The organism is Actinocorallia aurea (assembly GCF_054783995.1).
Window position 1 is genome coordinate 944,743 of the sequence record NZ_BAAGPQ010000002.1, and the last position, 20,642, is coordinate 965,384.

Here is a 20,642-nt window from a genome sequence, read left to right on the forward strand (position 1 = left end):
CTCGGTTTGAATGAGGGCATGCGCCTGACGACACGGCTGGGGAACCTCTGGTGGGAACAGCGCCTCGGCGTCTCCACCCGCGGGATCGTGGCGGCCGACCATCCCGACGGCACCCACTACGCGACGATGTCCTACACGGCCGTCCGGCGGATCCTGGAGGCCCTCGAACTCGGCCCGGACGACGTCCTCGGCGACCTCGGCAGCGGCCTCGGACGGGTGCTGTGCTGCGCGGCCCGCCTGCCGGTCCGGGAGGTGATCGGCTTCGAGGTCAACGACGCGCTGACCGAGGCGGCGCTGGCCAACGCGGCGCGGCTGCGCGATCGCAAGGCCCCGGTCTCCGTGCGGCGCGGCCCCTGCGAGGACGCCGACTTCGCCGGGATCACCGCCTTCTTCCTGTTCGACCCCTTCGGCGAGCGCACCCTGCGCGCCGTCCTCGACCGGATCGAGGAGCAGGCGCCGAAGACCTCACCCCGCTTCGCCTACGCCAACCCCGGCCACGCGCACGTGTTCGCCGAGCGGCCCTGGCTGGCCGAGACCGCCGTGTGGGACGCCGCGGACACGGGCCTTGAGCACACGGTGCGGTTCTACCGGACGATCGGCTAGGCCGCTTCGCCGGCTGGGCCGCCTCCTCCGTTGGAGTCAGCCGCACGGGACGGTGCGCACCGTCCCGGTGACGCGGTAGTCGGTGTCCATCGTGACGACGGCGTTGTCCTCCCAGGTCCGGATGCGGGCGCACGACCCCGTGTCGTCCACGGTGTAGGGGGCGTAGAACCAGCTCCCGTCGACCACGCGATTGCCCCGGATCGTCCACGTGCCGCCCCCGGGGGCCGCCCAGATGCCGTAGAGGCCGCCGATCACCAGGTTGTCCTCGACCGTGACGTCGGTCGAGCCCTTCTCGGGGGGACGCGACGGCCTGCTGTAGATGAAGACGCCGCCGTTCATCCCGGGATAGGCGCCGGACGAGCAGGCGGGCCTGCTTCGGTCGGTCGCCCAGCCGCCGCACATGTCGAACGTGGTGTGCCGGACGGTCAGCCGCTGCGACCCCGGATAGTCCTGGAGGCCGTCGCTGTGGCTCTCGGGGTTGGTGACGCACGCCCGGACGAACGAGTCGGTGATCAGGATGTCGGGGCCGCCCGTGCGGAAACCGTCGTCGTGGCCCTGGAGCAGGACCCGCGTCGCGGTGTAGGTGCCGGTGTCGTAGCCGGTGTTGATCGCGGGGCTCACCAGGCAGTCGCCGGGCGAGCCGACGGTGCTGTCGGTGATCGTCAGTTCGGCGCCGTCCTGGTCGTTCTTGGTGACGCCGCCGTCGATCCTGGTCCGGCGCACGGTGACGTCGGCGTAGGTGATGAGCTGGCCCTTGATGTGCCAGCCGTCGATGACCTCGCCCGGCGTGCGCGCCTCGTAGTCGCCCTCGACGGTGCGCCGCACCTCGGTGCCCTCGGGCACGCCCGTGCAGGCGGGCGTCGGGTACGACGGGCAGGTGCGCGCCGGGCCTTCGGTCGGCGGCGGCGTGCTCGGCACGGAGGTGGGCGGCGGGGCGCCGGTGGTGGGCCAAGTGGTGGGCGCTGCGGTGGGCGCTGCGGTGGGGGCCGTGCTCGTCACCGACGGCGGCGGCACGGGATCGACCGCCCCGCTCTGGCAGGCGGCGAGCACGAGCGCGAGCGCCGCGAGCGCGGCCGATCCACGGATCACTTCAGTAGGCTCCCGAGCCGCGCAGGACGGCCCCGACCGTCTTCCAGAGGATCTGGAGATCCATCATGAGCGACCAGTTCTCGACGTAGAGGAGATCGAGGCGGACCGCCTCGTCCCAGGGCAGGTCGCTGCGCCCGCTGACCTGCCAGAGGCCCGTCAGGCCCGGCTTGACGACGAGCCTGCGGCGCACGTCGTGGCCGTAGACGGCGACCTCTTCCGGCAGCGGCGGACGCGGCCCCACGAGGGACATCTCGCCGCGCAGCACGTTGACGAGCTGGGGCAGCTCGTCGAGGGAGTAGCGGCGGAGCCGAGTGCCGACCGGGGTGATCCGCCAGTCGTCGCGGAGCTTGAACAGCGCCCCGTTGGTGGCCGGCAGCTCCGCGCGGTGCCGGTGCGCGTCCGGGATCATCGTGCGGAACTTGAGCATCCGGAACTCGCGCCCGTCCCGGCCGGTGCGGGTCTGGGAGTAGAAGACCGGGCCCCGGTCCCCCGCCTTGACCAGGACGGAGACGAGCAGCAGCAGCGGGGACAGCGCCGCCAGCGCCGACGCCGCGCCGACGAGGTCGAAGGCGCGCTTCAGCAGCCGCCGCGGCCCGTCGAGGTCGGGGTGGTCGACGTGGATCAGCGGGAGGCCCGCGATCGGCCGGATCGTCGTCCGCGTCCCGGCGACCTCCAGCAGGGCGGGGGCGACGTAGATCTCGGTCTGCTCCTTCTCCAGCTCCCACGCGAGCCGCCGCAGCGCCTGCCCGTCGAGTTCGGGGCAGGCGAGCACGGCGACGCTGTCGGCCCCCGCCTCGCCGACCGCGCGGGCCACCTCGTCGAGGTCGCCGAGCACCGGCACGGCGACGTCCGGCTCCGCGCGGCCCGGCGTGCAGGCCGCGACGACCTGCATGCCGTGGTACGGCGTGCGGTGCAGCTCCGCGACCAGCGCGCTCACGGCCACGGGGTGGCCCGCGACGACGACGCGGCGCATGTATGCGCCGTCCGCGCGCCTGCGGTGCAGCCACTTGCGGGCCCTCCAGCGCACGAAAACGCCGAAAACAGTCAGCGCGGGCAGCGCCACCACGACGAAACCCCGGGCGACCTCGGCCTTGGTGGCGTAGGAGGCGATCGCGACGGCGGCGGTCAGGCCGACCCCGGCGTGGACGACCCGCCGGTACTCGTCCGAGCCGACCCCGTAGAGACGTCCGTCGTAGGCTCCGGAGAAGGCGAGCCACGGCAGCCACAGCAGCGGGAGCGCCACCGCCACCGCGAGGTTCGCGCCGAACGCGACCTCCTGGCCGCCGAAGCGGGCCAGGTAGCCCAGCGTGCCCGCCGCGGCTCCGCAGACCGCGTCGCAACCGATGATCAGCGCCGTGTACTTCCTGACCCAATGCCCGGCGCCCGCGACGACCGCCCCGTCCGTCGCGGAGACGCCGGTACCGTCGATGACGGTCACGGTGGACCCCTCCATGCTCCCCGTATGCACGTCCGCTCAGCGCCCGGGACGTACGCCTCTGGGTCCGCCCGGCGAGGCGAACGATCAGCAATAACAGGTCTAACGCGCCGGTCCGGAACACTTCCAGCCATCATGACGGCCGGATCAGGTCAGAAAATCTCCAAATAATGCATGGCATGTTTATAAAAATCACGCAATGGATGCGCTAAGGAGATCAGAAATGATCTTCCGGGAGGTCGCGGAGACACTCCGCACATATCAAGAAAGGCGATTCTCACCTTGTAGAGATATGTCCGGAACAGGACACAGCAGACCCATGCGCACCCCTTTCCCAAGGTGTGCGCCGCGCCACAGAATGATCAGCCGGGGGTGGCTGATCTGTCTGCAATGTTCACTGTCACCGTGCACGGCATCGGGGAGCCGCGGCGCGGACTCGATCCCGGCGAGGACGGCACCTGGATCACGGTCGCGCAGTTCGAGACGGTGCTCGACGCCGTCGCCGAGCGGCCCGACGTGCGGTTGACCTTCGACGACGGCAACTCCTCCGACCTGGAGGTGGCGTTGCCCCGGCTCAGGGACCGCGGCCTCACCGCGGCCTTCTACGTCCTGGCCGGCGAACTCGGAAAGCCCGGAAGAGTGAGCGCCGAAGGGGTCCGCGAACTCGCCGCCGCGGGCATGGCCGTCGGCTCGCACGGCTGGGCCCACCGCGACTGGCGCCGCCTCGGCCCCGGCGAGGCCGACGAGGAGTACGTCCGGGCGCCCCAAGTGCTCGCCGACCTCCTCGGCGGTCCCGTGACCGAGGTCGCCATCCCGTTCGGCTCCTACGACCGGCACGTCCTGCGCGCCCTGCGCCGCGTCGGCGTCACCCGCGCCCACACCAGCGACGGCGGGCCCGCGGGCCCCGGCGCGTGGCTCCAGGCCCGGACCAGCGTCCGCGCCGATCTCACCCCGGCCACGCTCGCCGCCGCGCTGCGCAGCCCCGCGCTCCCCCTCCGCGCCCGGCGGCTCTGCGCCCGCGCCGTCAAGCGGGTGCGCGGATGAGCGGGCCGCGCGTCGCCGTCGTCATCGTCTCCTACAACAGCGCCGACGTTCTGCCGGGCTGCCTCGCCTCGCTGACCGGCCAGGACGTCGAGCTGACCCGGGTGATCGTCGCCGACAACGCCTCGTCCGACGGCTCCGTCGCGGTCGCCGAGGCCGCTGGACAAGGCGTCGAGGCCGCCGTCGACGTCCTGGCCACGGGCCGCAACGGCGGCTACGCCGCGGGATTCAACGCGGGGCTCCGCGCCCTCGACCTCGCCGTGCTCGACGCGGTCCTCGTCCTCAATCCCGACTGCAGGCTGCACCCCGGCGCGCTCGGGGCGCTCGCCGAGGCCCTGCGGCGGCCCGGGATCGGCGTCGCCGCACCCCGGCTCGTCAACCCCGACGGCACACTCCAGCCGACCCTGCGCCGCACGCCGACCGTCGGCCGCGCGCTGGCCGAGGCGCTCCTCGGCGGCACGTTCACGGGCCGCCACGGCGGGCTCGGCGAGCTCATCACCGCGCCGGGCCCGCACGAGCGGGAGGGGCGCCACGCGTGGGCGACCGGCGCGGCGCTGCTGATGTCGGCCGACGCGCTGCGCGCCGCCGGGGAGTGGGACGAGTCGTTCCTCCTCTACAGCGAGGAGACCGAGTTCATCTTCCGCGCCGCGGGCCTCGGCTTCGGCCTCTGGTACCGCCCGGACGCGGTGGTCGAACACATCGGCGCGGCCTCCGGGGCGGGCCCCGCGCTGACCGCGCTCAGCGTCGTCAACCGGGTCCGGCTGTTCCGCAGGTTCCGGTCGCGCTCGGCCGCCGCCTGCTACTTCCTCGCCATCGCCCTCGGGCAGGGCCTGCGCGCCCTCGCCGGGCAGCGCGCCGCCCGCGCCTCGTTCGTCGCGCTGGTCCGGCCGTCGCGCAGGATGACCAGGCTGGCGGGCGGATGACGGTCCTGCTCAAGCCCTTCGGCGCGCTGTCGGCCGCGGAGCTGGACGCCTGGCACGCGCTGCGCGCCGCCGACCCCGCCTGCGACAGCCCGTACTTCCATCCGGAGTTCACCGCGGCGGTGGCCTCCAGCGGCGCGGACGTCCATGTCGCCTTGGCGCATGCCGCCTCGGGGAACGCCGCTCTGCGGAACGCCGCTCTGGGGAACGCCGCTCTGGGGAAAGACACCGCCGGGGCCGTCACCGCGGTGCTGCCCGTGCAGCGGACCGGCTCGGTGCTGCGCCCGGTCGGCTGGCCCGCCGCCGACTTCCAGGGCCCGGTAGGCGGCCCGATGCCGCCGCGCGCGCTGCTGCGCGGCCCCTTTCGCACCTTCGAGTTCGACCATCTGGCCACCGGCCTCGCGGAGTTCGAGCCGTACATCGAATCGCGGCGCGTCTCGCCCTTCCTCGACGTCACCGGCGGCCTCGACGGCTACGTCGGCAGGGCCGCCAAGAGCGGTCGCGACAGGATGACCCAGGCGCGCCGCGACCTGCGCAGGGCCGAACGCGACCACGGCCCCGTCCGGTTCACCGCCGACGACCCCGACAAGGACGCGCTCGACCGCCTCATCGACCTCAAGCGCGCGCAGTACGCCGCGACCGGCGCCAAGGACTACTTCGCCGATCCCGGCCACCGCGAGCTGCTCCACACGCTGTTGGCGACCCGCAGCCCCGGCTTCGCCGGCCTGCTGACCACGCTGCGGGCGGGCGACCGGCTGGTCGCCGCCCACTTCGGGCTGCGCGCCGGAAGCGTCCTGCACTGGTGGTTCCCTGCCTACGACCGGGAGTTCGCGCGGCTGTCGCCCGGCTGGATGCTGCTGCGCGAGGCGATCGCCGCGGCCCCCGCGCTCGGCGTCGCCCGCATCGACCTGGGCCGCGGCGAGGACGACTACAAACGGCGCGCCAAGACGGGCGAGACCGTCGTCTGCCAGGGGATCGCCACCCGCGACCCGCTCCGGCTGGCGCGCCGCCGCGCGCTCGCCGCCCTCCGCGGCTCCCCGCTCGCCCCCGGTCTGCGCCGGCTCGTTCGGAAGGTCAGATGAACATGCGCGTCAGCGTCTTCGGGCTGGGCTACGTCGGCTGCGTCTCGGCCGCCTGCCTCGCCGAACTCGGCCACGACGTGGTCGGCGTCGACGTCAACCCCGTCAAGCTCGACCTGCTGTCGCGGGGGGTGGCGCCGCTCGTCGAGGCCGACATCGGCGAGCTGACCGAGAAGGCCGCCCGCTCCGGCCGGCTCACCGTCACCGCGGACGGCGCGGCCGCCGTCGCCGCGACCGACGTCTCGCTGGTCTGCGTCGGCACCCCGTCGGCCCCCAACGGAAGCCTGTCGACGGAGTACCTGGAGCGGGTCGCCGAGCAGATCGGCGGCGCGCTCGCCGGCCGCGACGGGCCCCGGCACACCGTCGTCATCCGCAGCACGATGCTGCCGGGCACCTGCGAGCGGCTGCTGGCGCCGCTGCTGGAGAAGCACTCCGGCGGCGTCGCGGGCACCGACTTCGGGCTCGCGGTGAACCCCGAGTTCCTGCGCGAGGGCAGCAGCGTCCGCGACTTCTTCGCGCCGCCCAAGACCGTCATCGGCGAACTCGACCCGGCCAGCGGCGACGTGGTCGCCGCGCTGTACGAGGGGCTGCCCGGCGAGGTGCTGCGGGTACCGGTCGCGGTCGCCGAGATGACCAAATACGCCGACAACTCCTTCCACGCCCTGAAGATCGCCTTCGCCAACGAGCTCGGCTCGATCTGCCGCGCCCTCGGCGTCGACTCCGGGCCGGTGATGGACGTGTTCCTCAGCGACCGCAAGCTCAACATCAGCCCCGCCTACCTGCGGCCCGGCTTCGCCTTCGGCGGGTCGTGCCTGCCCAAGGACGTGCGCGGCCTCGTCCACGCCGCGCACCGCGCCGACGTGGCGGTGCCGCTGCTGGACCACCTGCTGCCCGCCAACGAGGCGCACCTCGCCCGCGCGCTCCGGCTGGTCGAGGAGACCGGGCGGCGCAGGATCGGGCTGTTCGGCCTCTCGTTCAAGCCCGGCACCGACGACCTGCGCGAGAGCCCCCTGGTCGAACTCGCCGAACGCCTCCTCGGCAAGGGCTACGACCTGCGCATCTACGACGCCAACGTGTCGCTGTCGCGGCTGATGGGCGCCAACCGCGACTACATGCGCGCCAGGCTCCCGCACCTGGGCGAGCTGCTCAGCAGCGACGCCGCCGAGGTGCTCGACCACGCGGAGGTCTGCGTGATCGGCTGCGCCGACCCCGCGGTGCTGGCCGCCTTGGACGACGCGGGCGACCGCGTGCTCGTCGACCTCGTCCGCCTCCCGGACGCCGCGGACCGCCGCGGCGCCCCCGGATACCTGGGACTCGCCTGGTGAGCGCCGTGAAACGCACCCTGATCATCGTCGAGAACCTGTCCGTCCCGTTCGACCGGCGGGTCTGGCAGGAGTGCCAGGCGCTGCGCGAGGCAGGCTGGGAGGTCGACGTGATCTGCCCGCAGGGCACGGTCCGCGACACCGAGCCGGAGGCCGTGATCGACGGCGTCCGGATCCACCGGTACCCGCTGAAGGCCGCCGAAGGGGGCCCGGCGGGCTACCTGAAGGAGTACGGGACCGCGCTGTGGCACACCTGGCGGCTCGCCCGCAGGGTGGGGCCCGTGGACGTCGTGCACGCCTGCAACCCGCCCGACCTCTTCTTCCCGCTCGCCCGGCGGATGCGGCGGCGCGGCGCCAGGTTCGTCTTCGACCAGCACGACCTGGTGCCCGAGCTGTACCTCTCGCGGTTCACCGGACGCGGCGAGGACCTGCTGTACCGGGCCGTCAAGCGGATGGAACTGGCCACCTACAAGACCGCCGACGTCGTCATCGCCACGAACGAGAGCTACCGGGACGCGGCGGTCCGGCGCGGCGGCAAACGGCCCGAGGACGTGTTCGTGGTGCGCAGCGCCCCGGTCGTCGAGCGGTTCCACGAGGTGCCCGCCGAGCCTGAGCTCAAGCACGGCAGGCCCTACCTGCTCTGCTACCTGGGCGTGATGGGGCCACAGGACGGCGTCGACTACGCGCTGCGCGCCCTCGCCGAGCTGCGCGGCGAGCGCGACGACTGGCACGCCACCTTCATGGGCGCGGGCGACACGTTCGAGGCGATGAAGGAGCTCGCGGTCGCGCTGGGACTCGGCGAGCACGTCGACTTCACCGGCCGGATCTCCGACGCCGACCTGCTGCGCCACCTGTCGACCGCCGACGTGTGCCTGTCCCCCGACCCGCGCAACCCGCTCAACGACGTCTCCACGATGAACAAGGTGATGGAGTACATGGCGATGGGCCGCCCCATCGTCTCGTTCGAGCTGCGCGAGGCGCGGGTGTCGGCGGGAGACGCCGCGCTGTACGCCCCGGCCAACGACGAGGCCGCGTTCGCCGCGCTGGTCTCCCGGCTCCTGGACGACCCCGAGGAGCGCCGCAGGATGGGCGAGCTGGGCCGCGCCAGGGTGGCCGGCCCGCTCTCGTGGGAGCACTCCAAGAAGGCTCTGGTCGCCGCCTACGAGGCGGCCCTGGACGTCGCGTCCGCGCCCCAGCCGGAGCCGCCGGGCCAATGAGCCGAAGCCTTGTCCAGCAGCATGACCGCGGTGTAGCAGGCCAGGTCGAGCGGCCCCGCCTCGCCGCGCCGCGCCAGGGCGCGCAGGTCGCCGACGCCCAGGGGGCGCGCCGTCACCGGCCTGCCGAGCGCGGCGAGCTGCCGGTTGCCGCGCCGCACGCGGGCCCGCCGGCGCAGGTGCGCCCGGACGGTCCTGGTCTGCCGGACGACGGTGACGGCCCCGGGCACCGCCGTGCGCTCCCCGTCGGCGAAGGACGCGTGCGCCCAGCCGTCGTCGGCGAGCAGCCCGTCGGGCAGCGGGAAGACCCTGCGGTGGCCTTCCTCGCCCAGCAGGTACGCGCCCGCTCCGGCGAGCACGCGGGCGGGGGCGATGAGCCTGTCGTGGACGCGGTGGACGCGCCGGACCACGGGGCCGCAGCCCGTCAGGTCCCAGCGCGGGACGGGCGCGCAGGCCAGGACACCGGGCCTGGCGATCTCCGCGAGGAGCGCGGCCAGGCCCGTCAGCTCGACGTCGGCGTCGAGGTACAGGCGGGGGAAGACGGTGCACGCCGCGTCGCCCAGGTGCAGGGCGTGGCCCTTGCCGGGCACGTCGGTCTCGATCACCCGGACGCCGTGGGCGCGGGCGGCCTCGGCGGTGCCGTCCGCGCAGGCGTTGGCGACCACGATCACCTCGACCTCGCCCGGCCGGGTCCCGGCGAGCAGCCGCCGCAGCCCGGCGCCGATCACCGCCTCCTCGTCGTGCGCGGGAATCACGACACTCACCACCGGAAGGGTCACAGCACATGAGGGTAGAGCGCACGGCCCTGGAGGGGGTACTGCTCTTCAGGCCCGTCCCGTTCCACGACGACCGTGGCTTCTTCACCCGCACGTTCGACGCCGCGGTGGCCGCCGAGCACGGGCTCGACGCCGCCTCCTTCGTCCAGGACAGCCAGTCGCGCTCGCGCGCGGGCACGGTCCGGGGCCTGCACGGCAGGTCCGGCCGCGGCGAGGCCAAGCTGGTGCGCGTCGCGCGCGGCGCGATCCTCGACGTGGTGGTGGACATCAGGCCCGCCTCGCCGACTTTCGGCGAGCGCTGCGAGATCCGGCTCGACGACGAGGAGTGCACCACCCTCCACGTGCCGCCCGGCCTGCTGCACGGCTTCCAGGCCCTGTCGGACGCCGACGTCTGCTACCGGATCGACCGCGAGCACGACCCGGCCGAGGATCTGGCGGTCCGCTACGACGACCCCGATCTGAAGATCGACTGGCCGCTGGAGGCCACCGCGATCAGCGCACGCGACCTGGCCGCCGGATCGTGGCGGGACCTGCTGGCACGCCTGGACCGTCCGGCTTGACGGTCTGCGACCCGCGCGTCAGGGCCACCAGGCCCAGCACCGCGCCGACGGAGCCGAGCAGCGCCGTCGCCTGCCCCGCCCAGAACGCCGCGGGGAGCACCAGCTCCTCGGGCGCGGGGCTGCCGAGCAGGGCGAGCGCCGCCGGAGCGCCCAGCGCGGCGGCACATCCCGCGAGCGCCCACGCCGCGACGGCGAGCCCCGCGACCGTCCACCGCTCGGCCCGCGCCGCGCCGGGCGCCGCGCGCAGCACGCCTCTGCGGGCGAGGAACGCCAGCGCCCCGGCCGTCCAGCACAGGACGACAAGATCGCTGCCGAGGGTGTCGGACGGCCGGTGCCAGCCCGCCGCGACCGTCGCCGCGCCCGCGAGCACCCCCGGCAGGGCCGCCAGCAGCACGGGCGCGCGCCACCGGTGCGGTGCGACGAGGACCGCGGCGCACACCACCGCCATGCCGACGGCGGTGTGGCCGCTGGGAAAGCCCTGGTCCTCCCGGCGGATGCCGTGCGCCAGCAGCAGCGGCCGGGGCAGCACCGCCTGGAGCAGCTCCACGGTCAGCAGCGATCCCGCGATCACCGCGACGGCGGCGCACGCCAGCGGCAGCCCGCCGCGGCGCCTTCCGGTCTCGAACACCGCGACCAGCGCGACGGCCACCGAACCGACCGAAACCGGTCGCAGCAGGCGCGCGACCGAAGCCGCGGCATGGCCGTTATCCGCCACCCGCAACACCGCGTCCTCAAGAATCTGCCCAGGGGCGGAGGCCACTGCCAGGAGATACAACGCGCAGAGCGCGAGGCCGCATATGAGGGCGACCTTTCCCGGTTTGCCCTTGATGGCAACGATTGACATGCACGTCCCCGATCGGTCTAGTGCCCAACCTACTGATCGCGTAGCTTCGGAAACGCGACTCAGGCGACAACGGGTGGACCCACGGGGCGAACGACGTTCGAGGCGGTGTTACGGGGCGGATGAAACTCTGGCCGACAATTCTCGGGCTCCTGAGGCGTCCGATGTTCACGATTCCGGTCCTGCTGGTCGCGGTGGGGCTGGGCATCGTCGCGTTCCAGGCGGTGCCGGTGCGCTACCAGTCGTCCGCGACGATGATCCTCACCGCGCCGACGTCCGGGGGGTCGCAGCAGCAGGCTGAGGACGAGGAGGCCGAGGACACCGAGTACAACCCGCTGCTCCAGTTCAACGAGAGCCTCCAGACGACTGCCGCGCTGCTCATCCTGTCGGCCAACACCGAGGACGTGAAGAAGCGCATGGGCGCGCCCACCGCCGGGGACACCCGGCTCCAGGTCGACGACGGCCGCTCCAACACCGACCTGCTCGCGGCCACCCAGACCGGGCCGTTCATCTACATCACGGCCGAGGCCCCCACCCCGGAGAAGGCCGCCTCGGTCGTCGCGGCGGTCCGCACGTTCGTGCGCGGCGACCTCCGGCGCCTCCAGGACTCGCTGAAGGCGCCCGGGCGCACCTACATCTCGGTGTCCGACGTCTCCACCGACCCGCCGAAGACCGTCCAGAAGACACGGCTCGCCGCCACGGTCGGCGTACCCGCCGGCGTGGTCGTCGCGGCGCTCCTGATCGCCTTCCCGTTCGCCCGGAGGCGGCCCCCCGAGGCGGAGCGGCCGGTGCCCGCCTCGTACCCCGTGCCTCCCCAGCGGACCCTGCCCGGCGCGGCCGAGCCCGTCGAGCACCGCGCGCGACCCGGCCTCCCGGCCGCGGAGATCTCCCACGATGACTACGGGGACGCGGACGGGGACGAAGACGGGGAGCTCCCGCTGCTCGGCGCGCCCGACGGCAGGGAGGACACCGTGGTGTTCGGCGCCATCGGCTCCGACGACGAGATCACCCGCCCGGTCTAGAGGGAACGCCGATGGACTTCTGGGCTACGGTGCGGGTCCTGTTCCGCCGCTGGTACATCACCTTCACCGCCTTCGCGCTCGCGATCGCCGCCATGGGCGTCGCCTACGTCACCGTCCCGACCGAGTACGCGTCGGGCGCGACCCTCCTCATCACCAAGCCGATAGGCCCGGTGGACGCCAATCCGCTGCTGGACTTCGACAAGGGCCTGAACCTCACCGCGTCGATCCTCGTCGCCGCGCTCCAGACGCCCGAAGCGCTCGCGGAGCTGGGCGTCTCGCCCGACGAGGACCCGACCTTCACCCTCAACAACGGCTCGGACAACCCCGAGCTGCTCCTCCAGACACCGTTCCTCTTCATCGCGGGCACCAGCACCCGGCCCGCCGAGGCCAAGGCGATCGTGCAGCGGGTCGCCGACAAGCTGGTGCGCGAGCTGGTCCGCCAGCAGGAACTGGTCAAGGCGCCCCGAGAGAGCTATCTGACGATCAGCGTGATCACCCCGCCCAGCACGCCCCTGCCGGAGAAGGCGGGCAAGTCGCGCGCCGCGGTGATCACCCTGGGGATCGGCGGGATCGCCGGCCTGTTCTCGGCGTTCGCGGCCGAGAGCTTCGCCGCGTCGCGCAAGATCCGGAGGCTGCGCAGGATAGACGTGGCGAGCGCAGCGTGAGCGGGTCGGAGGCCCCCCGGGTCGACGGCGCGTCGCTGGGCATGGTCCACGTGCTCCTGCTCACCGTGCTGCCCGCGCGGCTGGTGCTCGCCGGCCTGCCCATCTCCCTGTCGCCCGCGGACATCGTCGCCCTCGGCATGGCGCTGACGTGGGCATGCGCGACCTGCACGACGACGCTCGGGGTGGCCAAGGGCCGCAGCCCCGTGCGCACCGCGCTGTTCGCGTACGCGGTCGCGTGCCTGCTCAGCTACGGCCTGGCCACCATGCGGTACACGCCCGGCGACGAGCTGACGCTGGCCGACCGGACCCTGCTGATCCTGCTCGGCCTGACCGGGTTCGCCATCGCGATCTGCGACGGCGTCCGCACGTCCGAACGGCTGGAGCGACTGCTGAAGACCGCCGTGGTCGGCGGCGCGATCATGGGCGTGTTCGGCGCGCTCCAGTTCCTCTTCGGCTACGACGTGACGGACCTGCTCGACCTGCCGCTGCTGCGCCCCGGCACCGAGGGCGGCGCCGTGCTCGACCGGGGCGGCCTGCCCCGGGTCGCCGCGACCGCCGGGCATCCCATCGAGTTCGGCGTGGTGTGCGCGATGCTGCTGCCGATGGCGGCGCACTTCGCGTTCGCCGCGCGGGACGCCGGCGCACGGCAGGCCCGCTGGTGGACGTGCACCGGCCTGATCGCCTCGGGGCTGCTGTTCTCGGTCTCCCGGTCGCCGATCCTCGGCGTGGCCGTGGTGTTCCTGGTGCTGCTGGTCGGCTGGCCCGCGGCCCGGATGATCCGGATCACCGCGGTCTCCGCCGGACTGCTCACGGTGGTCGCCTTCGCCTACCCGAAGATCATCACGACGATCTACGGGCTGTTCGCCAACTTCGGCGCCGACTCCAGCGTGGAGTACCGCAAGCACCGCTACGAGATAGCCCAGGCCGAGTTCGCCAAGCATCCGCTGTTCGGCCGCGGCATCGGCACCTGGTACGTCCCCAAGTACATCGCGTTCGACAACCAGTGGATCATGACGGCGCTGGACGCGGGCGCGGTCGGCGTGGTCACGCTCGCCGGAATCCTGCTGGCCGGGATCTACGCCTGCGCGCGGGTGCGGTGGGCGGTGGAGACCGACGCGCGGACCCGCAGCCTGGCCACGGCGCTCGCCGCCGCGATCGCCGTCCCGGTGATCGGCGCGCTCACGTTCGACCTGCTCGCCTTCCACATCGCGACGGGGCTGATGTTCCTGTCCGTCGGCGCGGCGGGCGCGATGCTGCGCGTCCACCGGGAGCGGACGCGGCCGCCCGTCGTCGCCTTCGAACCCGTCGAACCCCACGAGTCCCATGAGCCCTACGGACCCGTCGAACCCGCGCAGGCCCGCGAACCCGGGACGCGCCGGTGACCGGAACGACGCCGGGGCCGCGCCGGATCGCGGGCCTCGACGGCCTGCGCGGGATCGCCGCCCTGTTCGTGGTCCTGCACCACTGCCTCCTCACCGCCTACGCGGGCTTCCCGGACGAGAGCGGGCCGGCCGGCCTCGCCGTGCTGCGGTACGGGCACTTCGCCGTCGTCCTGTTCATCGCGCTCTCCGGGTTCTCGCTCGCGGCCTCGCCCGCGCGGCGCGGCTGGCGGCTCGGCGGCGTCGGCCGGTTCGCGCGGCGGCGCGCCTGGCGGATCCTCCCGCCGTACTGGGCAGCCCTGCTGTTCGCGCTCCTGATGGCCTGGCTCGTCGTGCCGCAGCCGGGCGAGGGCCCACCGAACGCGCGGTCCGTGATCGTGTTCGGGCTGCTGCTCCAGGACGTGGCCGACGCGCCGAGCCCGAACGGCGCGTTCTGGTCGATCGCGATCGAGGCCCAGCTGTACGCGGTCTTCCCGCTGCTGCTCCTGCTGGTGCGCCGCTGGGGGGTCGCCGCGATGCTCGGGTCGGCCGCCGCGGTCGTCGGCGCGGTCGGGCTGCTCGCGCCCCGCTCCGACCAGGTGGCCCGGCTGATGCACCTCGGCCCGCAGTTCGCCGTCCTGTTCGCGGTGGGCGCGGCCGCTGCCGTGGTCCTCGCCGCACCGCCTTCGGGCAGGACGGCGAGGGCGCTGCCGTGGCTGGCCGCCCTCGCGGTGCTGCCGGTGTGCGCGGTGATCGCGGCGCGCGGCACCCCGTGGACCGTCGCGCACTTCTTCTGGGTCGACGTGGCGCTGGCGCCGGCGGCGGGCCTGCTGCTCGCCGCGCTCGCCGCCGGACGGCCCGGACCGCTGGTCCGCCTCCTGGACTCCCGTCCGCTGCGGTCCCTCGGCTCCTACTCCTACAGCCTCTACCTGGTGCACGCCCCGATCGTCGTGGCCGTCGGCGCGATGCTGGTGAACCCGCGCCTCCCCGAGGGGATCGGCAGGTTCACCGTGGTCCTGCTCGTGGCCGTCCCGCTGAGCCTCGCCGCGGCATGGCTCTTCGCGTCGGTCTTCGAAGGCCCGTTCGTCCGCCACCGGAGCCTGCCGGAACTGCGGGCCGCGGCGGCGCTCCGGCTCCGCGCGGCGACGCGGCCAGGGACGTCAGCGCACCGCGCGGACGAGCCTGCGCCGGAGGCGGGCGACGGCCCCGCGCTGTCGGCCTAGGAACAGCCCGGCGACGGCCCTGCGCGCCTTGCGGGCAGCCGCGGGCGGCAGATCCGCCTCGGGCAGGCGGCGCAGCAGCTCCCGGCACTCCAAGGTGGTGGCGAAGTACGCCTGCCATGCGGGCACCCCCAGCCGCCGGGCGACCTGCCGGGTGCCCTCAGGCCGCCAGTTCCGGTGGCCGAGGACCTCCGGCACGTGCGCCCACGGGCCGGCGAGGGCGAGGCGGGCGGCGAACACCTCGTCCTCCCGGAGCAGGTTGCGGCGCGGCAGGCGCAGCAGCACGTCCCGCCGGATCAGCCCGTAGAGCGGGTCGATGAGCAGATGGCTCTCGCCCAGCAGGTGGAGCCACGCGGTGAACCGGGTGAGGGCGTCGTCCGAGCGGAGGTCGGTACCGGTGTAGGCCGCGGTGGCCGTGGCGCCGTCCGTCGTGTAGCTGATCGCGGTCGTCACCAGCACCAGCCGCGGATCCGCGGCGAACTCGGCGGCGGCCCGGGAGACGCCGGCGGGCTCCAGCCTGTCGTCGTCGCTGATCCAGCGCAGGTACTCGCCCCGGGCCAGCGCGGGCGCGGAGCCGAAGTTGCCGAGGATCCCCAGGTTCTCCGGGTGGCGGTGGTAGCGGACCCGGGCGTCGGCGGCGGCGAGCTCCCGGCAGTAGTCCTCGGTGCCGTCGGTCGAGGCGTTGTCGAGGACGAGGAGCTCAAGGTCCGCGTGGTCCTGGGCGAGGACCGAGGTCACGGCCTCCTCCATGCGGCCGATCCCGTTGCGGGTCGGCAGCGCCACGGTGACCAGCGTCATCTCTTCAACTCCTTCAGCAGGGGGCGGACCAGCACGGCGTACAGGGCGGTGCCCGCGCCGCCCGCGGCGACGAGTTCCACCAGGGGCGGGGCGTCCAGCAACCGGTCGGCCCCGGCGATGGCCAGGCCCGCGGCGACCGCCGCGAGCACCGGCCGGGCCAGCGGGCGGGCCAGCGCCGCCACCCGCACCCCGGCCCGCGACAGCGCCCACCCCGCCAGCGGCAGCGTCACGCCGAGCGCGACGACCGCCTGGGCGGCCGCGGCGGGGCCGAGACCCCTGCCCGCCGCCAGGAACAGCGCGGGCACGAGCGCGACGCACCATCCGGCGTTCAGCAGGATCGTCCAGCGGGTGGCGCCGAGCGCGGTCAGGATGTCGAAGGCCAGCGGCAGCAGCAGCCGCACCAGCATCACCACGGCGAGGAAGCGCAGCGCCTCCCCCGCGGGCTCCCACCGCTGCCCGTAGAGCACGGTCACGACCTGCGGCGCCAGCAGCCCCAGCACCAGCGTGACGGGCAGCGTCACCGCCGTCACCGTCACCAGCGCGGTGCGCACGCCGGCGGCGACGGCCGCCTCGCCCTCCTCGGCGAGGCGCGAGAAGCTCGGCAGCGCCACCCACCGGACCGCGGTGCCGATCAGGCCGGGCACCCACGACGACACGTTGAACGCGATGAGGTAGAAGCCGAGCGCCGCCGCGCCGAGCGCGTTGCCGATGACCATCTTGTCGACATTGAGGATCAGGCCTTCCAGGCCGAGGCTGAGCGCCAGCGGCAGCCCGAACACCGCGAGGTGGCGGACGGCGGCCCTGTCGAGCCGCACCGAGAAGGGCATGCGCCCGAACCACAGCACGAACGCCCCGGCGACGGCCGAGCCCGCGAGCTGGCCCCACGCGAAGCTGTAGGCCCCCGCGCCGAGCAGCGCGAGCCCGATGGTGAGCGCCGAGGTGACCACGAAGCCGGCGAGGTTGGCGATGATCAGCCGGTCCTGCCGGAAGTCGCGCAGCAGCCGCGCCGCCCGCACCGCGGTGATCCCGTCGACGAGGACCGTGGCGGTGAGGATCCGGACCACCCCGGTCGCGCTCGCGTCACCGGACGTCGCGGCGTACCAGGGCGCGGCGGCGAAGAAGACCAGGTAGACGCCGGTGCTGCTGAGGAAGGCCAGCACGGTCGCGGTCGGCGCGAGATCGGCCAGCCTCCCCCGCCACTGCACGATCGCCGCGACGATCCCCGCGTCGTTGACGTGCATGAGGAACTGGCTCGCCGCGAACGCGATGGCGAACTCGCCGTAGTCCTCGGGCAGCAGGATCCGGGCGAGGACGAGACCGACGACGAAGGTGCCCGCCCGGGTGGCCAGGTTGCCGAGCAGGCCCCAGCGCAGGCCGCGGGCCGCACCCGCCCCCACGTCGACGGACGCGCCCGGCGCCTCCTCGGCGGCGCGCTCGTCCTCAGCCTGCGTCATCGACCCGTTCGAGCCAGATCTCCCGCCAGAACGGGACATAGGCGCGGGGGCAGTTCGCGCCGTAGGCGCCCTCGCAGGTCAGGCCCTCCAGGATCACGGCGGGCGTCTTCATCTCCATCATCTGGCCCGTGCGCTCGTCGAGGCAGCGGGCGACGCGGGACCGGACGCGGGCCGTCCTGCCGCAGAAGCGCGCCATCTCCTCGTCGAAGCCCAGGCCGCGGTTGAGCTTGCCCGCGTTCAGCGTCGCGTTGATCTCCTCGATCGGCCTGACGCGGACCAGTTCCCCCGGCTTGAGGTCGAGGACCAGGGCGGGGGTGGTGCGGCCCGCCGTGCCCTCGACCCAGCCCCACTCCAGGCCGCCGCGGATGCGCAGGCGGCGCGGCAGGCGGCGGCTGAGCTTCTGGAAGCGGTTGAACAGGCCGAAGAACAGGCCGCGCAGCACGTCGAGGACGCCCGCGTTGCCCGTCCGGACATCCTGGACGTACTGATCGAGGTCCTTCAGCTTGACGATCCCGGGAGCCGCGCGCAGGATCTCGGTGGCCTGGCAGCGGTAGCGGACGCCGTCGGGCGTCTCCCGGAAGGTGCCGGAGATCTCCACGATCGGCAGGGCCGCCGGGGCGGCGGGCGCGGCGGAGGGCGCGGGCTCCCCGGCCGGGCGGAGCCACGCCGAGCGCCAGAACAGGGTGCAGGCGGTCTCGCAGCCGCCGTGCGCGGACCCGTCGCAGCGGGCCCCGGCGAGGATGTAGGCGTCGTCCAGGCGGCGCAGCCCCGCCTGCTCGATCACGTCGCAGATCTTGTGGGCGACCTTCTGCACGGTCATCCGCCTGCCGCAGAACGCCAGCATCTCCGGCATGAACGGCATGTTGTCGAGTTCGCCGTCCGCGTCGAGCGTGGCCATGATCTCGGCGGCGGTCAGGACCTCCACCTCGTCCCCGACCCTGAAGGCGGCGTTCGTCATCGGTCCCCCTTGATCAGGCCGGCCGTCTCAAGGCGGGCCGCCGCGTCCGCCACCGCCTCGAAGGGCAGACCGGACCGCGCGGCGACGGCGAGCAGGTCGTGGTCTCCGTCGGACAGGTTCAGCACCCACAGCATGGCCATCTGCGCCTGCTCGGCGTCGCTGCGTCCGCCCAATGACCCGTACAGGCCACGGCGCCCCAGTTGCGGCTCCCCGTACGGGCTGAGGTTGACGTACCTGCGGTTGGCCTCCAGGGCCGACAGCACCCGGGTCAGGGCGGCCAGCGTGCCGGCCATGGCCTCGGCCGTGACGAAGCCCGGGTCGTCGCCGGAGGTGTGGTACTCGGGATAGCCCGCGTACGGGGTGCGGGTGAGGCTGCCGACGGGCAGGTCGAAGCCGGGCGAGCAGTACTGGCGCTCGTCGTAGCCGTAGGGCGAGAAGTCCAGCAGCGTCGCGTCGGTGAGCAGCGCGAACGCCCGGTCGATCTCGGTGTCGCCGCGGCGGCTGCGCTTGTAGTGCAGGCCGCCGGGGTCGCCCGCGCACGCGAGGGTGAGGCCGTGCCTGATCCGGCCGACCGCCTCGGGACTGCGGGCGAGCCAGGTGATCGCGCCGATCGTGCCGGGCGCGAACACGAACCGGTAGGTGAAGCGCGGCCTGCGCGGGGCCCGCGCGAGGGTCCGGGCGAACGCCACGGCGACGGCGATCCCGGCGAGGTTGTCGTTGGCCAGGGACGGATGGCAGGTGTGGCAGGAGACCAGCACCTCCTCGTCCGTCTCACCCGGGACGACGTGCTCGGCGTAGGAGAGATGGCCGTCCGCGAGCGTCGAGTCGACGCAGACCTCGTACCGGCCCTCGGGCAGCGCGTCCAGGGCTTCCTGGGCGAGGCAGAAGCCCCACGTCTCCTTGTAGTACGACGTCCGGTACGGCACGAGGTCCGGCCGGTCGGGCAGCGTGTGCAGGTGCTCCCGCAGGTCGGCGAGCGGCATCACCGCGCGCACCGGGACGCTGTACCCGACGACGTGGAGGTTGAGGTCCGCGAAGTCGACGACCTTGCGGCCGGACGGGTCCCTGACCCAGGCCTCGCGGATGTTCCACTCGCGCGGCACCGTCCAGTCCAGGACCGGTGTGCCGGTGGGGACCTCGTGGCGGTCCAGCGCCAGATGCTCCCCGATCACGTCGAGGGTGGCGCGGACGCCGTCGCCGGTGATGCTCCGGCAGATCGGATACAGGCGGCGCAGGAGGTCGTGCATGTCCTGCGGGGTCACGGGCGGAAGTCCTCGCCGAGGGTGCCGTCGGCGCGCCGGTCGGCGAGGCGGGCCAGGCGGGTGAAGCGGCGGTCGAACGCCTCCTTGGTCAGGCCGTGATCGCGGTAGGCGGCGGCGAGCTCGGCCGCGCCGTCGGGGACGCTCCAGGCGCAGTCGAAGCCGGGCAGCGCGGCCCGGACGCGGGAGAAGTCGACCCGGTAGGAGCGCGGGTCGCCTCCGGTCTCCCCCGTGACGAGCAGCTCCGAGCCGGGGACCGCCTCGGCGACGTGCGCGGCGATCTCCGCGACGCGCAGGTTGTTGCGTTCGGTGCCGACGTTGAGCGCGCGGGCGTGGATGTTCTCGCGCGGCGCCTCCAGCGCGGCGAGGAAGGCGCGGGCGATGTCGGCGGCGTGGACGAGCGGCCGCCACGGGGTGCCGTCGGACATCACCCGGACGACCCCGGTGAGCAGGGCGTGCCCCACGAGGTTGTTGACGACGATGTCGGCCCGCAGCCGGGGCGAGAACCCGAACGCCGTGGCGTTGCGGAGCGCGACGGGGCTGAAGCCGTCGTCGGCGAGGGCGAAGATGTCCTCCTCGACGCGCACCTTCGACTCCGCGTAGGGGGTGACGGGGCGCAGCGGCGCGTCCTCGTCGACCAGGTCGTCGCCGCCGGCGCCGTAGACCGAGCAGGTCGAGGCGTACAGGAACCGGCTCGCCCCCGCGTCGCGGGCCAGGCGGGCGAGGCGGCTTGCGGCGCGGTGGTTGATGTCGTAGGTGATGTCGGGCTTGAGCGAGCCGAGCGGGTCGTTCGACAGGGCCGCCAGGTGGATGACCGCGTCGATTCCGTCGAGGTGCGCGGGCTGGACGTCGCGCACGTCGACGGCGAAGCCCTCCGGGTCGGGGGCCGCCGGGCCCAGGACGCAGTCGGCGTACAGCCCGGAGTCGAGACCGACGACGGTGTGGCCCGCGGCGGCGAGGGCGGGGGCCATCACCGTGCCGAGATAGCCCTGGTGTCCGGTGAGCAGCACGCGCAAGAAGAACTCCTT

20 protein-coding genes are annotated in these 20,642 nt (G+C 73.7%); 11 read left to right on the plus strand and 9 right to left on the minus strand.

What is annotated here, in order from left to right:
* The first annotated feature begins 18 nt into the window (after positions 1–18).
* Positions 19–603, plus strand: a complete 585-nt coding sequence (locus ACYVOM_RS04545) for a hypothetical protein (protein ID WP_460301928.1) — start codon at positions 19–21, stop codon at positions 601–603.
* A gap of 36 nt (positions 604–639) precedes the next feature.
* On the opposite strand, the gene ACYVOM_RS04550 is transcribed toward ACYVOM_RS04545, so the two are convergent.
* Entirely contained in the window at positions 640–1,692 is a 1,053-nt protein-coding gene (locus tag ACYVOM_RS04550) for a hypothetical protein (protein WP_460301929.1), read from the minus strand.
* Position 1,693: 1 nt separating this feature from the next.
* Positions 1,694–3,145 (minus strand): sugar transferase, encoded by a 1,452-nt coding sequence (locus ACYVOM_RS04555; protein WP_460301930.1) that lies wholly within the window; start codon positions 3,143–3,145, stop codon positions 1,694–1,696.
* Positions 3,146–3,517: 372 nt separating this feature from the next.
* On the opposite strand from ACYVOM_RS04555, the gene ACYVOM_RS04560 reads away from it, so the two are divergent.
* Genes ACYVOM_RS04560 through ACYVOM_RS04580 form a run of 5 tightly spaced genes read left to right on the plus strand, consistent with a single transcriptional unit; the run spans position 3,518 to position 8,706 of the window.
* Positions 3,518–4,171 carry a polysaccharide deacetylase family protein gene (locus ACYVOM_RS04560; RefSeq protein WP_460301931.1) on the plus strand — a complete coding sequence of 218 codons (654 nt, stop codon included), beginning with the start codon at positions 3,518–3,520 and terminating at the stop codon, positions 4,169–4,171.
* Positions 4,168–5,091, plus strand: coding sequence for a glycosyltransferase family 2 protein (locus ACYVOM_RS04565; RefSeq protein WP_460301932.1), 924 nt, complete (start codon positions 4,168–4,170; stop codon positions 5,089–5,091). Before ACYVOM_RS04560 ends, ACYVOM_RS04565 begins: the two co-directional genes overlap by 4 nt.
* A complete protein-coding gene (locus ACYVOM_RS04570) occupies positions 5,088–6,170 on the plus strand; it encodes a GNAT family N-acetyltransferase (protein WP_460301933.1) in 1,083 nt (360 codons plus the stop codon). The genes ACYVOM_RS04565 and ACYVOM_RS04570 overlap by 4 nt, the downstream gene beginning before the upstream one ends.
* Positions 6,167–7,492 carry a nucleotide sugar dehydrogenase gene (locus ACYVOM_RS04575; RefSeq protein ID WP_460301934.1) on the plus strand — a complete coding sequence of 442 codons (1,326 nt, stop codon included), beginning with the start codon at positions 6,167–6,169 and terminating at the stop codon, positions 7,490–7,492. The genes ACYVOM_RS04570 and ACYVOM_RS04575 overlap by 4 nt, the downstream gene beginning before the upstream one ends.
* Entirely contained in the window at positions 7,489–8,706 is a 1,218-nt protein-coding gene (locus tag ACYVOM_RS04580) for a glycosyltransferase family 4 protein (RefSeq protein WP_460301935.1), read from the plus strand. Before ACYVOM_RS04575 ends, ACYVOM_RS04580 begins: the two co-directional genes overlap by 4 nt.
* On the opposite strand, the gene ACYVOM_RS04585 is transcribed toward ACYVOM_RS04580, so the two are convergent.
* On the minus strand, positions 8,649–9,467 hold the full coding sequence (locus ACYVOM_RS04585; protein WP_460301936.1) for a glycosyltransferase: 819 nt from the start codon (positions 9,465–9,467) through the stop codon (positions 8,649–8,651). The two genes, ACYVOM_RS04580 and ACYVOM_RS04585, sit on opposite strands and share 58 nt — an antisense overlap.
* A gap of 20 nt (positions 9,468–9,487) precedes the next feature.
* Between ACYVOM_RS04585 and ACYVOM_RS04590 the strand changes: the two genes are divergently transcribed.
* Positions 9,488–10,039, plus strand: a complete 552-nt coding sequence (locus tag ACYVOM_RS04590; protein ID WP_460301937.1) for a dTDP-4-dehydrorhamnose 3,5-epimerase family protein — start codon at positions 9,488–9,490, stop codon at positions 10,037–10,039.
* Here ACYVOM_RS04590 and ACYVOM_RS04595 read toward each other — a convergent pair.
* Positions 9,972–10,754 carry a phosphatase PAP2 family protein gene (locus tag ACYVOM_RS04595; protein WP_460302348.1) on the minus strand — a complete coding sequence of 261 codons (783 nt, stop codon included), beginning with the start codon at positions 10,752–10,754 and terminating at the stop codon, positions 9,972–9,974. The genes ACYVOM_RS04590 and ACYVOM_RS04595 overlap by 68 nt on opposite strands.
* 290 nt (positions 10,755–11,044) lie before the next feature.
* On the opposite strand from ACYVOM_RS04595, the gene ACYVOM_RS04600 reads away from it, so the two are divergent.
* The 4 genes from ACYVOM_RS04600 to ACYVOM_RS04615 are packed head-to-tail and all read left to right on the plus strand — an operon-like array spanning position 11,045 to position 15,148.
* Positions 11,045–11,902, plus strand: coding sequence for a hypothetical protein (locus ACYVOM_RS04600; protein ID WP_460301938.1), 858 nt, complete (start codon positions 11,045–11,047; stop codon positions 11,900–11,902).
* Between the two features lie 11 nt (positions 11,903–11,913).
* A complete protein-coding gene (locus ACYVOM_RS04605; RefSeq protein ID WP_460301939.1) occupies positions 11,914–12,567 on the plus strand; it encodes a YveK family protein in 654 nt (217 codons plus the stop codon).
* Positions 12,564–13,949: an O-antigen ligase family protein gene (locus tag ACYVOM_RS04610; protein WP_460301940.1), complete on the plus strand. Its 1,386-nt coding sequence runs from the start codon at positions 12,564–12,566 to the stop codon at positions 13,947–13,949. The genes ACYVOM_RS04605 and ACYVOM_RS04610 overlap by 4 nt, the downstream gene beginning before the upstream one ends.
* Positions 13,946–15,148: an acyltransferase family protein gene (locus tag ACYVOM_RS04615; protein WP_460301941.1), complete on the plus strand. Its 1,203-nt coding sequence runs from the start codon at positions 13,946–13,948 to the stop codon at positions 15,146–15,148. The genes ACYVOM_RS04610 and ACYVOM_RS04615 overlap by 4 nt, the downstream gene beginning before the upstream one ends.
* On the opposite strand, the gene ACYVOM_RS04620 is transcribed toward ACYVOM_RS04615, so the two are convergent.
* Genes ACYVOM_RS04620 through ACYVOM_RS04640 form a run of 5 tightly spaced genes read right to left on the minus strand, consistent with a single transcriptional unit; the run spans position 15,086 to position 20,624 of the window.
* Positions 15,086–15,943 (minus strand): glycosyltransferase family 2 protein, encoded by an 858-nt coding sequence (locus tag ACYVOM_RS04620; RefSeq protein WP_460301942.1) that lies wholly within the window; start codon positions 15,941–15,943, stop codon positions 15,086–15,088. The two genes, ACYVOM_RS04615 and ACYVOM_RS04620, sit on opposite strands and share 63 nt — an antisense overlap.
* Complete coding sequence (locus ACYVOM_RS04625; RefSeq protein ID WP_460301943.1) at positions 15,940–17,397, minus strand: oligosaccharide flippase family protein; 1,458 nt, start codon at positions 17,395–17,397, stop codon at positions 15,940–15,942. The genes ACYVOM_RS04620 and ACYVOM_RS04625 overlap by 4 nt, the downstream gene beginning before the upstream one ends.
* Positions 17,384–18,355, minus strand: coding sequence for a hypothetical protein (locus ACYVOM_RS04630; protein ID WP_460301944.1), 972 nt, complete (start codon positions 18,353–18,355; stop codon positions 17,384–17,386). Before ACYVOM_RS04630 ends, ACYVOM_RS04625 begins: the two co-directional genes overlap by 14 nt.
* Positions 18,352–19,617, minus strand: a complete 1,266-nt coding sequence (locus tag ACYVOM_RS04635) for a DUF4910 domain-containing protein (RefSeq protein ID WP_460301945.1) — start codon at positions 19,615–19,617, stop codon at positions 18,352–18,354. Before ACYVOM_RS04635 ends, ACYVOM_RS04630 begins: the two co-directional genes overlap by 4 nt.
* Entirely contained in the window at positions 19,614–20,624 is a 1,011-nt protein-coding gene (locus ACYVOM_RS04640; RefSeq protein ID WP_460302349.1) for an NAD-dependent epimerase/dehydratase family protein, read from the minus strand. The genes ACYVOM_RS04635 and ACYVOM_RS04640 overlap by 4 nt, the downstream gene beginning before the upstream one ends.
* Positions 20,625–20,642 lie beyond the last annotated feature (18 nt).

Excerpts from the sequence above, each read along its gene's own strand:
- ACYVOM_RS04545 (WP_460301928.1), top strand. The coding sequence starts at position 19 with ATGCGCCTGACGACACGGCTGGGGAACCTCTGGTGGGAACAGCGCCTC.
- ACYVOM_RS04555 (WP_460301930.1), bottom strand. The coding sequence starts at position 3,145 with ATGGAGGGGTCCACCGTGACCGTCATCGACGGTACCGGCGTCTCCGCG.
- ACYVOM_RS04560 (WP_460301931.1), top strand. The coding sequence starts at position 3,518 with ATGTTCACTGTCACCGTGCACGGCATCGGGGAGCCGCGGCGCGGACTC.
- ACYVOM_RS04565 (WP_460301932.1), top strand. The coding sequence starts at position 4,168 with ATGAGCGGGCCGCGCGTCGCCGTCGTCATCGTCTCCTACAACAGCGCC.
- ACYVOM_RS04570 (WP_460301933.1), top strand. The coding sequence starts at position 5,088 with ATGACGGTCCTGCTCAAGCCCTTCGGCGCGCTGTCGGCCGCGGAGCTG.
- ACYVOM_RS04575 (WP_460301934.1), top strand. The coding sequence starts at position 6,167 with ATGAACATGCGCGTCAGCGTCTTCGGGCTGGGCTACGTCGGCTGCGTC.
- ACYVOM_RS04590 (WP_460301937.1), top strand. The coding sequence starts at position 9,488 with ATGAGGGTAGAGCGCACGGCCCTGGAGGGGGTACTGCTCTTCAGGCCC.
- ACYVOM_RS04600 (WP_460301938.1), top strand. The coding sequence starts at position 11,045 with ATGTTCACGATTCCGGTCCTGCTGGTCGCGGTGGGGCTGGGCATCGTC.
- ACYVOM_RS04605 (WP_460301939.1), top strand. The coding sequence starts at position 11,914 with ATGGACTTCTGGGCTACGGTGCGGGTCCTGTTCCGCCGCTGGTACATC.
- ACYVOM_RS04620 (WP_460301942.1), bottom strand. The coding sequence starts at position 15,943 with ATGACGCTGGTCACCGTGGCGCTGCCGACCCGCAACGGGATCGGCCGC.
- ACYVOM_RS04625 (WP_460301943.1), bottom strand. The coding sequence starts at position 17,397 with ATGACGCAGGCTGAGGACGAGCGCGCCGCCGAGGAGGCGCCGGGCGCG.
- ACYVOM_RS04630 (WP_460301944.1), bottom strand. The coding sequence starts at position 18,355 with ATGACGAACGCCGCCTTCAGGGTCGGGGACGAGGTGGAGGTCCTGACC.